Source organism: Sinorhizobium sp. NG07B, from assembly GCF_002532005.1.
GTDB classification, from domain to species: domain Bacteria; phylum Pseudomonadota; class Alphaproteobacteria; order Rhizobiales; family Rhizobiaceae; genus Sinorhizobium; species Sinorhizobium fredii_C.
Map to the genome: position 1 here is coordinate 1,078,262 of NZ_NWTD01000001.1, position 13,903 is coordinate 1,092,164.

Consider the following 13,903-nt stretch of genomic DNA (forward strand, 5'->3'; position numbering starts at 1 on the left):
AAATGACAGGACTGTGGATGTCTGAAAAGGGCGGCATCAGCGCGGCAAAACGCAGGATCAGTGCAATTCACTTGAGATTCACGGCGAGCTGATTTATTGAGGGGCCATCACAATTCCGTCATCGGTGACGTTTGGCACAGACGGCCGCTTGCAATATGCCACCACATCGGGCCATGCTCGGTCGTGGATAGGGGAAAAATCGCGCTTATGTCATTCTGGGACAGCCTGCTGAAGATCGTAACGGCCACCGGCAATGCGCTCGCCGGTGTGGTCGAGGCGGTCCGTACACTTTTCGAAGGGGATCCGGAGACACGCCGCAAAGTGGCTTTCTCGGTGGCGATGATCGCCTTGTCTGCGAAGATGGCGAAGGCTGACGGCATCGTCAACGAAGCCGAAGTCGCGGCTTTTCGGGATATCTTCAAGTTTCCTGCGGACCAGGCGAAGAACGTCGCTCGGCTCTACAACCTCGCACGCCAGGATGTGGCGGGCTATGAGGCCTATGCGGAGAAGATGGCGTCGCTCTGCTCGTCCTGCGAGCGCAACTGCCCAATTCTCGAGGACATCGTCGACGGGCTCTTCCATATCGCGAAGTCGGACGGCGCTGTGCACGACAAGGAACTCGCCTATCTGATGCGGGTTGCGGAAATCTTCAACATGGACGAGGCGCAGTTCGAACGCATCATGGCGCGCCATGTCCATGGCGACGACCGCGATCCGTATCAGGTTCTCGGTGTTTCGCCGAAGGACGATTTCTCCGACATCCGCCGGCGCTATCGGGTGCTCGTCTCCGAGAATCACCCGGACATGCTGGTGGCGCGCGGCGTGCCGGAGGAATTTCATGCGATAGCCAATGACCGCATGGCCGCGTTGAACGCAGCCTACGAGGCGATCGAGAGAGAACGCCGCGCCGCATGACCGCCAGCACCTGCGACTTTCCGGGGGCCCGCTTCGTACCGTCACCTAATCATGGCGAACGGGCCGGCGGGCGCCGGCCGGACATGATCGTGCTGCACTATACCGGCATGGAAACGGCGCTCTCGGCGCTCGACTGGCTCTGTCGCGAGGAAAGTCAGGTTTCCAGCCACTATTTCGTTCACGAGGACGGCCGCATCGATCAGCTCGTGCCGGAGGAGCGCCGCGCCTGGCATGCCGGCAAGAGCTTCTGGAAAGGCGAGACGGACATCAATTCCTGCTCGATCGGCGTCGAGATCGCCAATGCAGGCCATCCGGCGGGACTGCCGGACTTCCCTGAAGCGCAGATCGACGCGGTCGCCGAATTATGTCGGGACTGTGGCGAACGCTGGCAAATCGCACCCGAAAGGGTGCTCGCACATAGCGACGTGGCCCCGATTCGCAAGGTCGATCCGGGAGAAAATTTTCCCTGGATTGGGCTATTTCGCCGCGGGGTTGGTCACTGGGTTGAACCGGCGCCTGTCGGGGGCGGGCGCTTTTTTCAGCGCGGCGACCGCGGACAGCCGGTCGAAGCCCTCCAGTCGATGCTGTCCCTCTACGGCTACAACATTGAAGTTACTGGAGATTTCTGCGAACGGACGGAAGGCGTGGTGGCCGCTTTCCAGCGGCATTTTCGCCAATCGCGGGTAGACGGCATCGCCGACATTTCCACCATTGATACGCTTCACCGGTTGCTCTCGGAACTACGGAATTTCGGTGCCTAGGCGGCGATTTTCGAGCGCGCTGATTTAGCGGCCTCGATGCTTTGCTGCGCGATTTTTTCGCGTTTGCCACATGTTTACCATGTTAGGCCCTTCATTTCCGGTCCATCAACGCAGGAGATGCGGCGTTTAAGTCCCGTGCTCCTGTCAAGGAAAACGATCAGGAAATCGGTCGTGACGGTGGGGTGCGCCGTCCGGCCAGTTCCCCAGACCGGAGACTTCAAACTACATGAGAATAGCGTTTGTTGCTGCGGCGGCGGCATGCTTTGGCATGTTCGTTGCCGGGATGGGTACGTCGTATGCAGGGGGTGTCGACAAGACCATCAAGACTTCCGCAATCCCCTCGGTGACGAGAACCACAGGCTATCCGGCTCCCCAATTCGACCTGACGCGCGGATCGCAATACACGATCCTCATCCAGAGCTACGCCAAGCAGTATGGCGTTCCCGTCGATCTCGCCCATGCCATCGTCCAGGTCGAAAGCAATTTCGATGCGAGTGCGCGGGGCAGCGCGGGTGAAGTTGGTCTCATGCAGATCAAGCCGGCCACGGCGCGCATGATGGGCTATTCCGGTTCGACCAAGGGCCTCTACGATCCGGCCACCAATATCAAGTTCGGCATGCTGTATCTGGCGAAGGCCCAGGAGCTTTCGGATGGGACGACCTGCGGAACCATCCTCAAATACAATGCCGGCCATGGCGCCAAGCGCATGAACCCGGTGTCCAAGCGCTATTGCGGCAAGGTCAAGAGCATCCTGAATTGACGCGAGGCACGAGCCGCCACTCCGCGAGCAGCGGTTGACGATCGATCCTTGGACCATTCGCTGATCCAGGGGGCAGCCGGATAGGTATCGCGTTCCGGCGAAATAATTCTCAGAGAGAGCTCGGTGCCATTGCCCGGGTGGCATGCTATTCCCGCAGCGAAGCGTCGAGGGATATTCATGTCGGAAAGCTTTGATTTCGTTGTCGTCGGCAAGGGCATGATGGGGGCCGCGGCGGCGCGCCACCTGAGCCTGGCAGGGGCCCGTGCCGCACTTGTCGGGCCGGACGAGCCGGAAGACCGGGTGAACCACCGGGGCGTTTTCGCCAGCCACTACGACAATGCCCGCATCACCCGCACGATCGACAACAATCCCGTTTGGGCGCGTCTCGCCCGCCGCTCGATCGAGCGCTACCGGCAAATCGCCGAGACAAGCGGGATCGAATTCTACCACGAGGTCGGCTGCCTGATTGCCGGACCGGCGCCGGGCGGCGATTTCGACTATATCGAGAGAGTTGCGCTTGCACGGGACGGACTCGGTGTCGAAGCACCCTTGATCGTCGGCGAGCAGCTCGCCGAGCGCTTTCCATGGTTCGACTTCCCACGGCACTATGCCGGCATTCATGAGGCGCGCGGCGCCGGCTATATCAATCCTCGCGCCTTGGTTCGTGCGCAGACGGTTGCGGCAGAGAGACTGGGTGCGCGGGTGATCCGCTCCGAAGTCGTTGCCGTCGACGCGGGGACCGGTTCGGTCGAGGTTTCGACCATCGACGGACACAGGCTTCGCGGCGGGCGCGTCCTCGTCGCTGCCGGCGGTTTTTCGCTCTCCGAAGCGCTGCTGCCGAGGCCACTCGACTTGACGGTGAAGGCCCGTACCGTGCTTTTTTCCGAGGTCGGCGCCGACGATCTCGCCCGATTCGGCGGCATGCCGTCGCTGATCTCTGCGGCCTCTGACCAGCACCAAAGCTATTATCTCTTGCCGCCGGTTGCCTACGCCGACGGCAAACACTACATCAAGATCGGCGGTGACCCGATCGATAGGGTCCTTGCCCACGAGGCTTCGGTTCGCGAATGGTTTCGCGGCAGCGCGAGCGCCGAGGCGGCAGCGCATATGCGTGGCTTGCTTGCCGGTGTGATGCCGGGCTTCGAGCCGAAATCGACGCATTTTTCGCCATGCGTCACCACGTTCACGCGGCACGGCTATCCTTATATCGGCTTTGCCGGCGACCGGATCGCCGTTCTCACCGGCGGCAACGGCCAGGCGGCGAAGAGTTCCGACGAGATCGGGCGGCTCGGGACGGTGCTGGCGCTGAACGGCCGCCTTGATGCCGGTGAGTACGAGACCGATTTTGCCGTCGCTTATCGATAGGCGGATGAGCATGTCGAGGTGAGGGCGCCGATTTTTTGTAGCGCTTCTCGCTCCGGTCGGTTAATGAGCCTCTGCCAGTTGGCCGGGCAGCCGCGCCTCGCAGGTGCCGAAAGGCCGCGGGGTGAGGAAAGTCCGGGCTCCACGGAAACACGGTGCCGGATAACGTCCGGCGGGGGCGACCCCAGGGAAAGTGCCACAGAAAGCAAACCGCTCCGCCTGCGGAGTAAGGGTGAAAGGGTGGGGTAAGAGCCCACCGCGGACATGGCGACATGGACGGCACGGTAAACCCCACCGGGAGCAAGACCGAATAGGGATGACACGGGCGCGCGAGCGCCCAGCCGGTTTCCAGGCCCGTCATCCGGGTGGGTTGCACGAGGCTGTGCGCAAGCGCAGTCCCAGATGAATGGCTGCCACGTTTCGCCTCTTCGGAGGTGGAGCCATACAGAACCCGGCTTACAGGCCAACTGGCGATTCTTCTCTGAATCAAATTAGCGGATGAATCCGGCGGAAGAGCCACGCCCTCAACGTGGTTGGAAAGGTGCCTATTTGCGCGATTCCAAAGCCGTTAGGGGTGCGATCGTAACCCTTCGTTAAACTTAACAACCTATCAATATTTGATCATCCGCGAGGCTGTTTCCAGGCTTCTCCCATTGACGCCCATATGGTCCCATGTTATCCCATAATGGTACTGCGCAAGGGCCGCGTCGTGGCCCATCATCGCGAAATTCCAGGGTGCCTTCCTCGGGAGGTTCAGGCGGACATGCTCGTGTCCGGCGGGGGTCTTTTGTGCGCGCAGGCGAGTGTTCTTTCGGGCCGATGACCAGGGTCCGTCAGTCGGGGGCGGCCGTTTCGCGTCATGAACCGCTTCTTGTCACATGCTACGAACCGGATCGATGCGAAGGGGCGGGTTTCCGTGCCTTCGTCGTTTCGCGCCGTGCTTACGGAGGCGGGCGCGAGGGAGTTATACTGCTTCCAGGACTTCGTCTTTCCGGCGATCAGCGTCGGCGGGCCGGAGCTTCTGGACCGGTTCGAGAGGCAGATGGCCTCCGAGGATCCGTTCTCGGATGCGGCCAACCAGATGTCGCTCCTCGTTCATGGGGGCGGCGTCTTCGTGAAGCTCGACCCGGAGGGTCGGTTGATGGTGACGGATTTCATCCGCGACTTCACCGGCATTTCGACCGACGTGACTTTCGTCGGGCGTGGCGATCATTTTCAGCTCTGGGAGCCGCAGGCGTTTGCGAGGGCGCAGGCGGAGGCCCGGGAAGGGCGCAAGCAACGGGGGCTGCGTCCGGAATAGAGGGGAGAGGCGGAATGGTGACGGATCAAGGCGGCAGAGCTTCTGAAGCCGACGGCGGACCGGTTCGTCACATTCCCGTCATGCTCGCCGAGGTCGTTGCGGCTCTCGATCCGGCGCCCGGCAAGGTCGTTCTCGATGGCACCTTCGGTGCCGGCGGCTACACGTCTGCGATCCTCGATGCCGGTGCCGAAGTGATCGCTCTCGACCGGGACCCAACGGCAATCGCTGCAGGGCAGCCGATGGTCGTCGCTGCCGGCGGAAGACTCAAGCTCATCAATTCCCGTTTTTCCGAGTTGGCGGACCATACGCCGGACGGCGGGCTCGACGGCGTCGTGCTCGACATCGGCGTTTCGTCCATGCAGATCGATGAGGCGGAGCGCGGCTTCTCCTTCCAGAAGCAGGGGCCGCTCGACATGCGCATGTCGGCAAGCGGCGTGACGGCTGCCGATGTGGTCAATCGGGCCAAGGTCTCCGATCTGATCCGCATCTTCGGCTTCCTGGGCGAGGAGAAGCAGGCGGGCCGAATCGCGCGTGCGATCGAGAAACGCCGTGCCGAGCAGCCTTTCGAGACCACCCGCGACCTTGCCGGCCTCATCGAGATCGTCACGCCCCGAAAGGCCAAGGACAAGATCCATCCGGCAACGCGCGTCTTCCAGGCGCTGCGGATTTTCGTCAACGACGAACTCGGCGAACTCGCCAATGCGCTCTTTGCTGCGGAGCGGGTGCTGAAGCCCGGGGGGCGGCTCGTCGTCGTCACCTTTCATTCTCTCGAAGACAGGGTCGTCAAGACGTTTTTCCAGGACCGCTCGGGCAAGGCCGGCGGCTCGCGTCACCTTCCGCTGGTCGCGGCACGGGACGCAACCTTCACGCCAGTCGGCAAGCCTATGATTGCGGCGAGCGAGGAAGAAGCGTCCCGCAATCCGCGCGCCCGGTCGGCGAAACTCAGGGCCGGTATCCGTACAGAGGCTCCGTCGCCGGGAAACGATCTGTCCATTTTCAACCTGCCGGAGCTGGCGAGCCTTGCCAGACTAGGGGGCTAAGAAACGATGCTCAGAACGCTGGATATCGTGCTGATTGTCATCATGACGGGGGCCGCCACGGTCACCTACACGATCAAGCACCAGGCCGAGAACAAGCTCGAGGAGGTCCGCAGGCTCGATGCCGCGATCAAGCTCGAGGAGGACACGATCGACCTGCTCAAAGCCGACTGGGCGCTCCTCACCCAGCCGAACCGGCTGGAGCGGCTCGTCGGCGCCTTCGCGGCCGACCTGCAACTCGTGCCGACGCCCTCGACGCAACTCGCTAGGCCCGAGGAACTGCCGATGCTGAAGGCGGATGTGCCGCCGCCGGAGGAAGGCAAGGATAAGAAGGGCAAAGTCAAGACGGACGACGGCATCGCCGCCGTCATCAATGCCGATAACATCGCAACAGGGTCGGTGGCGCGCTGATGTCGTTTCTCTCCCGTATCATGGTGCTGAAGAGCAAGGCGCATTTCTCTGCCGGTGGCAACAACCGCCCTGCCGAGGCGAGCGTCAACGTCACGTTTCAAGGGACGCGCAAGAAGAGCGCCAGTCAGGCGAAGAGCCGCGTTGCGATCGTCATCGCAAGCTTCGGCATCGCCTATGCGGTGATCGGAGGCCGGCTAGTGCAATACGGCATGGCGCAGCCGGAGACGGTTTCCTCGATCGGTCGCGCCGACAACCTCATGGCGTCGCGCCCCGACATTCTCGACCGCAACGGCGAGATCCTCGCGACCGACATCCGCACCGTCTCGCTCTATGCCGAGCCGCACAAGATCGTCGATGCGGACGAGGCGGTTGAGCGTCTGGCCACGGTTCTGCCCGACCTCAACGCCCGGGAGATCTACAACAAGCTCAAGTCGAACTCGCGTTTCCAGTGGCTGCGCCGGCAATTGACGCCGAAGCAGCAGAGCGAAATCCTGGCGCTCGGCATTCCGGGAATCGGCTTCCGCCCCGAGAAACGCCGCTTCTATCCCGGCGGGCCGACAGCCGCCCATATCCTTGGCCACGTGAATATCGACAACCGCGGCGTCGCCGGCATGGAGCGCTACATCGACAGCCAAGGGCTTGCCGACCTCGCGGCGATCGGCATGACCAGCGATGCGAAGCTCGAGCCGGTCAAGCTGTCGATCGACGTGCGCGTCCAGAACATCGTACGCGACGTCATCGCTTCCGGCATGAAGAACTATGAGGCGATCGCCGCCGGCGCCGTCGTCATGGACGTCCATACCGGCGAGGTGCTGGCGATGGCGTCGGTGCCGGACTACGACCCCAACAAGCCGGCCGAAGGCGCCGAAGAGGGCTGGATGAACCGCATGTCGAACGGCACGTTCGAGATGGGCTCCACCTTCAAGACCTTCACCATCGCCATGGGCCTCGATTCCGGCAAGGTGACGCTCAACGACAGCTTCGACGCGACGGCGCCGATCCGCATCGGCGGCTTCACCATCAAGGACTTCCACGGCAAGCGGCGGGTTCTGACCGTTCCGGAAATCTTCCAGTATTCGTCGAACATCGGCACGGCGAAGATCGCCGACCTCGTCGGCATACCCGGGCACAAGGAATTCCTCACCCGCCTCGGCCTGCTTTCCAAGCTGCCGACGGAACTGCCCGAGGTCAAATCGCCGTCCCAGCCGCGCGAATGGAAGAAGATCAACTCGATCACCATCTCCTTCGGCCACGGCGTCTCGACCACGCCGCTGCAGACTGCGGTCGCCGGTGCAGCACTCGTGAACGGCGGCAAGCTGATACCGCCGACCTTCCTGCCGCGCACGGAAGAGCAGGCGAACGAGCTTGCGACCGCGGTCGTCAAGAAAAGCACCAGCGAAGACATGCGGTTCCTGCTTCGCTGGAACGGCATTGCCGGTTCTGGCAAGCGAGCGCTCGTGCCGGGCTTCAACGTCGGCGGCAAGACCGGCACGGCCGACAAGGTGGTCAATGGCCGTTATTCGAACGACCTGAACTTCAACGCCTTTCTGGCGGCCTTTCCGATCGACGATCCGAAATATATTGTGCTGACCTTCATCGACGCGCCGAAGACCGGCGAAGGTGGCGGGCGCACCGCCGGCTCCAACGCGGCGCCGATGGTGCGCGACATCATCAGCCGCTCGGCGCCGCTCCTCGGCGTCGAACCGAAATTCGGAGAAGACGGTTCTGCCTTGCTTGTGTCTTATTGACCGTGAAATGAGAATGCGGGCGATTCGTCATAGCGGATCGGTATCGAAGTGAGACATGCAGTTCATGAAGATCAAGGACCTGGCGGGAGCAGATTTCCCGGAACTCTCGGCGCAATTGAACGGTGATTCCGCGAATGCGGAAATCTCCGGCCTCACGGCCGACAGCCGGCAGGTCAAACCCGGCGATCTTTTCGTGGCTGTCGCCGGGACAAAGGCGAACGGCGCCGCCTATATCGCCGATGCGATCGCGCGCGGCGCTGCGGCTATCGTGGCTGCCGATTCCCACCCGGACGCGCGTGCGCCGGTGTTCCTGCTTTCAGATCCGCGTCGCTTCCTCGCCAAGGCGGCCGCCGCCTTTTACGGGCGTCAGCCGGCGACGATGGTGGCGGTGACCGGGACCGCTGGCAAGACGTCCGTCGCCTCCTTCACGCGGCAGATCTGGGCACATTCCGGGCTTTCGGCGGCGATGATCGGCACCACCGGGATCACGGCGCCGGGCCGCAACGATTACGGCTCCCTCACCACTCCGGATCCGGTATCGCTGCACAAGCTGCTCGCCGAACTCGCCGACGAGGGCGTCACCCACGCGGCGATGGAGGCTTCCAGCCACGGTCTCGACCAGAGCCGGCTCGATGGCGTCCGATTGGCCGCTGCCGCCTTCACCAATCTCGGCCGCGATCACATGGACTACCATCCGACCGTCGAGCACTACATGGCCTCGAAGATGCGCCTCTTTGGCGCGCTTCTGCCGAAGGGCGCGCCAGCGGTGATCTTTGCCGACGACCAGTGGTCGGCCGAGGCGATCACTGCTGCCAGCAAGGCCGGACACGATGTGCGCACCGTCGGCCGCAACGGCGACTTCATCAGCTTGAAGAGGGTCGAGCACTTCCGCCACAAGCAGTCGGCCGAGGTGCATGTCGGGGACGACATATTCGAAATCCACGTGCCGCTCGCCGGCGATTTCCAAGTGGCCAATGCGCTTGTCGCGGCGGGCCTTGCCATATCCACGGGGATCGAAGCGAAAGCAGCCTTCTCGGCGCTCGATAAACTGCAGGGCGCCTCCGGCCGGCTGGAACTGGTCGGGCAGACAAAGGACGGCGCGCTCGCCTATGTGGACTATGCCCACAAGCCCGACGCGCTCGAAAACGTGCTGGAATCGGTGCGCCCGTTCACCACCGGCCGGGTGATCGTCGTCTTCGGCTGCGGCGGCGACCGCGACAAGGGCAAGCGGCCGATCATGGGTGAAGTTGCAACGCGGCTAGCCGATGTCGTGATCGTCACCGACGACAATCCCCGATCGGAAATCCCCGAAGTGATCCGCTCGGAGATCATGGCCGGTGCCAGGGGGGCCACCGAAATCGCCGATCGCGCCGACGCGATCCGGACTGCCGTCGGCATGCTGAAGGCCGGCGATACGCTGATCGTTGCCGGCAAGGGACATGAGGAGGGGCAGACGATCGGCTCCGTGACGCTGCCGTTCTCCGATCATGCGGAAATACGCAAGGCGTTGGGAGGGCTTTGACTTGAGCTGGCTCTGGACAAGCAGCGACCTGCTGGCCGCCATGAACGGCCGCCCGGTCGGCAACCTGCCCGAAGGGATCATCGGCATCTCGATCGACAGCCGCACGATTGAAAAGGGCGAGGCTTTTTTCGCCATCCGGGGCGATCGCGTCGACGGCCATGACTATGCCGGCATCGCGCTTGCCAACGGAGCCTCCCTGCTCGTCGTCAGCGAAGGAAAGCTTCCCGCACTCGGGCGATTGATCGCGCCGATGATCGTCGTCGACGACGTCCTGGAGGCGATGATCCGCCTCGGCTGCGCTGCGCGCGACCGGAGTGCCGCAAAGGTCATCGCGGTCACCGGCTCGGTCGGCAAGACGACGACGAAGGAGATGCTGAGGCATGTCCTGTCGCCGCTCGGGCGCGTCCACGCTTCCGTCGCCTCCTTCAACAATCATTGGGGTGTGCCGCTGACATTGGCGCGCATGCCGGAGACGACCGATTTCGGCATCTTCGAGATCGGCATGAACCATCCGGGCGAGATCCGGCCGCTGTCCGCCATGGTGCGCCCGCATGTGGCCGTCGTCACCAGCATCGCCGCCGCTCATCTCGGCAATTTTGCGAGCCTCGACGAGATCGCCGCGGCGAAGGCGGAGATCTTCGAAGGTGTGGTCAAGGGTGGGCATGCGGTCATCAACCGCGACAGTCCGCAGTTCGAGCTTCTTGAACGGGCTGCCGCGGCGGCGGGCATCAGCCATATCCATTCCTTCGGCGCCAATCCCAAATCGGAATATCGGCTGATCGAGTTCGCCGGCGGCGCCGATCGATCCGTGCTATGGGCCGGCATCGGCGGCAGGACGCTGGAGGTGACGATCGGGGCTCCGGGACGGCACATTGCCGAGAATGCCCTCGCGGTGATTGCCGCCGCACAGCTTGCGGGCGCGGATATCGACCGCGTCCTTGCCTCGCTCGCTACCATGCAGCCGGAAAAGGGCAGGGGCTTGCGGCACCGTCTGAAGATCGGCGGGGGTCACCTGACACTGATCGACGAAAGCTACAATGCCAACCCGGCATCAATGCGGGCGGCGATCGCCCTGTTGCGCGACGCCGAGCCGCCGGCCGGCGGGCGCCGTATCGCAATTCTCGGCGACATGCTCGAGATGGGGGAGCATGCTGCCGCCGTACATGCCGCCCTTGCAAACCCGATCGTTGAAGCGGGCATAACCGATGTCTGGCTCGCCGGCCCCGACATGGCGCATCTGCGCGACGCGCTGCCGGTCGAGGTTGCGGTTGTCCACCGCGAGGCGATCGGCGATCTCACCTCCTACGCGCTCGGCGCGGTTGCTGCCGGTGACGTGGTGATGGTCAAATCGTCGAAGGGCACCGGTTGCGCCAAGATCGTTCAGGCTCTTCTCGATGCATATCCCGAAGAGACGGCCGAAGCGGGGCAAGTATAGAGGGCAGCGCCACCAAGGCTGGTGGATAAGGCCCGGGCCAGGGGAATTGGCCTAACATGGACAAGTGCAAGTGGATATCGTTCATCAGATGATTCTGTTGGGCGATGTCCGATTCTAAACCTTTGGGGAAAGGTCCCTTATGCTCATCTGGCTCGTGGAACTGGCGGACCACTTTCAATTCTTCAATCTCTTCCGCTACATCACCTTCCGCACGGGTGCAGCTCTCTTCACCTCCGCCCTGATCGTCTTTCTGTTCGGTCCGGCGATCATCTCGTCGCTGCGCATCCGCCAGGGCAAGGGCCAGCCGATCCGCGCCGACGGGCCGCAGACGCATTTCAAGAAGGCTGGCACGCCGACCATGGGCGGGCTGATGATCCTCGCCGGCATTGTCGGCTCGGCGCTGCTCTGGGCTGATCTTTCGAGCATCTATGTCGTGTCGACGCTGTTGGTAACCCTCGGCTTCGGCGCCATCGGCTTCTACGACGACTATCTCAAGGTCACCAAGCAGTCGGACAAGGGCTTTTCCGGCAAGGCACGCCTTGGCATCGAATTCGTCATCGCCGCCATCGCGGTCTTCTTCATGATGCAGGCGGCGCTGTCTGCCGGCAGCGCTGGCTCGACCTTCGGTTCGTCGGTGACCTTTCCGTTCTTCAAGGACCTGATGCTCAATCTCGGCTATTTCTTCGTGCTGTTCGGCGGTTTCGTCATCGTCGGGGCGGGCAATGCCGTGAACCTGACCGACGGACTCGATGGTCTCGCCATCGGGCCGGTGATGATCGCCTCGGCGGCCTTCGGGCTGATCGCCTATCTCGCCGGCAACGCGGTCTTCGCCAACTACCTGCAGATCCATTTCGTGCCGGGCACCGGCGAACTCGCGGTGATCCTCGGCGCAGTGATCGGCGCCGGACTCGGCTTCCTCTGGTTCAATGCGCCGCCGGCGGCGATTTTCATGGGCGACACGGGATCGCTTGCGCTCGGCGGCCTGATCGGCACCGTTGCCGTCGCCACCAAGCATGAGATCGTCATGATCATCATCGGCGGCCTCTTCGTCATCGAAACGCTGTCGGTCATCATCCAGGTCTTCTGGTTCAAACGCACCGGCCGTCGCGTCTTCCTGATGGCGCCGATCCACCATCACTTCGAGAAAAAGGGATGGACGGAGAGCCAGGTGGTGATCCGCTTCTGGATCGTTGCGGTCATCCTGGCGATGGTCGGCCTCTCGACCCTCAAGCTGCGGTAATCGAGATGATACCGGTCACCACATTCAAGGGCAGGAAGGTCGCACTCTTCGGCCTCGGCGGTTCGGGTCTGGCGACGGCTGAGGCGCTGGTTGCGGGCGGGGCGGTGGTCACCGCCTGGGACGACAATCCGGAGAGCGTCGCGAAGGCCGACGCCGCTGGCCTCGCGACGGCGGACTTGCGCCACGTCGACTGGACTGCCTTTGCATCCTTCGTCCTCTCGCCCGGCGTGCCGCTCACTCACCCGAAGCCGCATTGGGCGGTCGATCTTGCGCATCAGGCCGGCGTCGAGATCATCGGCGATGTCGAGCTTTTCGTGCGCGAGCGCCGCGCCCATGCCCCCGAATGCCCCTTCATTGCCATCACAGGTACGAACGGCAAATCGACGACGACGGCGCTGATCGCCCACATCCTCAAGACCAGCGGGCGAGACACGCAACTCGGCGGCAACATCGGCACGGCCGTGCTGACGCTCGATCCGCCGAAAGCGGGTCGTTTCTATGTGGTCGAATGCTCGTCCTACCAGATCGACCTGGCGCCGACGCTCGACCCCACGGCCGGCATTCTCCTCAACCTGACGCCGGACCATTTGGACCGGCACGGTACGATGCAGCACTATGCCGACATCAAGGAGCGCTTGGTGGCGGGAAGCGGTACCGCCGTCGTCGGCGTCGACGACAGCTTCTCCCGCCTGATCGCGGACCGCGTGGAGCGGGCGGGAACCAGGGTCGTGCGCATCTCGCGCCGTCATGTGCTGGCGGACGGGATCTACGCCGAGGGATCATCGCTCATGCGGGCCGAGGGCGGATCGTCGTCGCTCTTTAGCGATCTCGCCGGCATCCAGACGCTGAGAGGCGGGCACAATGCCCAGAATGCGGCGGCGGCCGTTGCCGCCTGCCTTGCCGTCGGCGTCAGCGAAGATGAGATCATCAACGGGCTCAAGAGTTTTCCGGGCCTCAAGCACCGAATGCAGCCGGTCGCCAAAAAGGACGAGATCGTCTTCGTCAATGACAGCAAGGCGACCAATGCCGATGCGGCTGCCCCCGCGCTTTCGAGCTACGAGCGGATCTATTGGATTGCCGGCGGCCTGCCAAAGGAAGGCGGCATCGCCTCGCTGACGCCGTTCTTTCCGAAGATCGTCAAGGCCTATCTGATCGGCGAGGCGGCGCCCGCCTTCGCGGCTACGCTCGGTGAGGCGGTGCCCTACGAGATTTCCGGCACCTTGGAAAAGGCGGTCGCGCACGCGGCGGCGGATGCGGCGCGGGATCGCCAGGGTCCTGCCGCGGTGATGCTTTCCCCGGCTTGCGCAAGTTTCGACCAGTACAAGAATTTCGAAGTGCGGGGCGATGCCTTCGTCGGCCATGTGGCGGCCCTCGAAGGCGTGACCATGCTCATCTGATGCGTGAGTCCTGGA

The 13,903-nt window shown here is 63.2% G+C and carries 12 protein-coding genes and 1 other RNA gene; all 13 read left to right on the forward strand.

The window, feature by feature from the left end; genetic code table 11:
* Positions 1-207: 207 nt before the first annotated feature.
* The 13 genes from CO664_RS05205 to murD all read left to right on the forward strand — a co-directional run bounded on the left by CO664_RS05205 (position 208) and on the right by murD (position 13,888).
* Positions 208-915, forward strand: a complete 708-nt coding sequence (locus tag CO664_RS05205) for a DnaJ family molecular chaperone (protein WP_037415427.1) — start codon at positions 208-210, stop codon at positions 913-915.
* A complete protein-coding gene (locus tag CO664_RS05210) occupies positions 912-1,676 on the forward strand; it encodes an N-acetylmuramoyl-L-alanine amidase (protein WP_097538083.1) in 765 nt (254 codons plus the stop codon). The genes CO664_RS05205 and CO664_RS05210 overlap by 4 nt, the downstream gene beginning before the upstream one ends.
* A 226-nt stretch (positions 1,677-1,902) precedes the next feature.
* The gene (locus CO664_RS05215; RefSeq protein ID WP_037415434.1) at positions 1,903-2,436 is read left to right on the forward strand and encodes a lytic transglycosylase domain-containing protein; all 534 of its coding nucleotides are present in this window, start codon (positions 1,903-1,905) and stop codon (positions 2,434-2,436) included.
* Between the two features lie 177 nt (positions 2,437-2,613).
* A complete protein-coding gene (locus tag CO664_RS05220; RefSeq protein ID WP_097538084.1) occupies positions 2,614-3,801 on the forward strand; it encodes an FAD-binding oxidoreductase in 1,188 nt (395 codons plus the stop codon).
* 74 nt (positions 3,802-3,875) lie between these two features.
* Positions 3,876-4,273, forward strand: an RNA gene (gene rnpB / locus CO664_RS05225) — RNase P RNA component class A.
* A 384-nt stretch (positions 4,274-4,657) separates the two neighbouring features.
* Complete coding sequence (gene mraZ / locus CO664_RS05230; protein WP_037415440.1) at positions 4,658-5,098, forward strand: division/cell wall cluster transcriptional repressor MraZ; 441 nt, start codon at positions 4,658-4,660, stop codon at positions 5,096-5,098.
* A gap of 14 nt (positions 5,099-5,112) precedes the next feature.
* A complete protein-coding gene (gene rsmH / locus CO664_RS05235) occupies positions 5,113-6,138 on the forward strand; it encodes a 16S rRNA (cytosine(1402)-N(4))-methyltransferase RsmH (RefSeq protein ID WP_097538085.1) in 1,026 nt (341 codons plus the stop codon).
* A gap of 6 nt (positions 6,139-6,144) precedes the next feature.
* Positions 6,145-6,546, forward strand: coding sequence for a hypothetical protein (locus tag CO664_RS05240; protein ID WP_037415446.1), 402 nt, complete (start codon positions 6,145-6,147; stop codon positions 6,544-6,546).
* Positions 6,546-8,294, forward strand: coding sequence for a penicillin-binding protein 2 (locus CO664_RS05245; protein ID WP_097525329.1), 1,749 nt, complete (start codon positions 6,546-6,548; stop codon positions 8,292-8,294). The genes CO664_RS05240 and CO664_RS05245 overlap by 1 nt, the downstream gene beginning before the upstream one ends.
* A 64-nt stretch (positions 8,295-8,358) precedes the next feature.
* Positions 8,359-9,816: a UDP-N-acetylmuramoyl-L-alanyl-D-glutamate--2,6-diaminopimelate ligase gene (locus tag CO664_RS05250; RefSeq protein WP_097538590.1), complete on the forward strand. Its 1,458-nt coding sequence runs from the start codon at positions 8,359-8,361 to the stop codon at positions 9,814-9,816.
* 1 nt (position 9,817) lies between these two features.
* Positions 9,818-11,251: a UDP-N-acetylmuramoylalanyl-D-glutamyl-2,6-diaminopimelate--D-alanyl-D-alanine ligase gene (locus CO664_RS05255; RefSeq protein ID WP_097538086.1), complete on the forward strand. Its 1,434-nt coding sequence runs from the start codon at positions 9,818-9,820 to the stop codon at positions 11,249-11,251.
* Between the two features lie 139 nt (positions 11,252-11,390).
* Positions 11,391-12,491: a phospho-N-acetylmuramoyl-pentapeptide-transferase gene (gene mraY / locus CO664_RS05260; RefSeq protein WP_037415455.1), complete on the forward strand. Its 1,101-nt coding sequence runs from the start codon at positions 11,391-11,393 to the stop codon at positions 12,489-12,491.
* 5 nt (positions 12,492-12,496) lie between these two features.
* Entirely contained in the window at positions 12,497-13,888 is a 1,392-nt protein-coding gene (gene murD / locus CO664_RS05265; protein WP_097538087.1) for a UDP-N-acetylmuramoyl-L-alanine--D-glutamate ligase, read from the forward strand.
* Positions 13,889-13,903: the final 15 nt, after the last annotated feature.

What these genes read in the sequence shown, in the direction of transcription:
- CO664_RS05205 (WP_037415427.1), top strand. Translation starts at nt 208, where the DNA reads ATGTCATTCTGGGACAGCCTGCTGAAGATCGTAACGGCCACCGGCAAT.
- CO664_RS05210 (WP_097538083.1), top strand. Translation starts at nt 912, where the DNA reads ATGACCGCCAGCACCTGCGACTTTCCGGGGGCCCGCTTCGTACCGTCA.
- CO664_RS05215 (WP_037415434.1), top strand. Translation starts at nt 1,903, where the DNA reads ATGAGAATAGCGTTTGTTGCTGCGGCGGCGGCATGCTTTGGCATGTTC.
- CO664_RS05220 (WP_097538084.1), top strand. Translation starts at nt 2,614, where the DNA reads ATGTCGGAAAGCTTTGATTTCGTTGTCGTCGGCAAGGGCATGATGGGG.
- mraZ (WP_037415440.1), top strand. Translation starts at nt 4,658, where the DNA reads ATGAACCGCTTCTTGTCACATGCTACGAACCGGATCGATGCGAAGGGG.
- rsmH (WP_097538085.1), top strand. Translation starts at nt 5,113, where the DNA reads ATGGTGACGGATCAAGGCGGCAGAGCTTCTGAAGCCGACGGCGGACCG.
- CO664_RS05240 (WP_037415446.1), top strand. Translation starts at nt 6,145, where the DNA reads ATGCTCAGAACGCTGGATATCGTGCTGATTGTCATCATGACGGGGGCC.
- CO664_RS05245 (WP_097525329.1), top strand. Translation starts at nt 6,546, where the DNA reads ATGTCGTTTCTCTCCCGTATCATGGTGCTGAAGAGCAAGGCGCATTTC.
- CO664_RS05250 (WP_097538590.1), top strand. Translation starts at nt 8,359, where the DNA reads ATGAAGATCAAGGACCTGGCGGGAGCAGATTTCCCGGAACTCTCGGCG.
- mraY (WP_037415455.1), top strand. Translation starts at nt 11,391, where the DNA reads ATGCTCATCTGGCTCGTGGAACTGGCGGACCACTTTCAATTCTTCAAT.
- murD (WP_097538087.1), top strand. Translation starts at nt 12,497, where the DNA reads ATGATACCGGTCACCACATTCAAGGGCAGGAAGGTCGCACTCTTCGGC.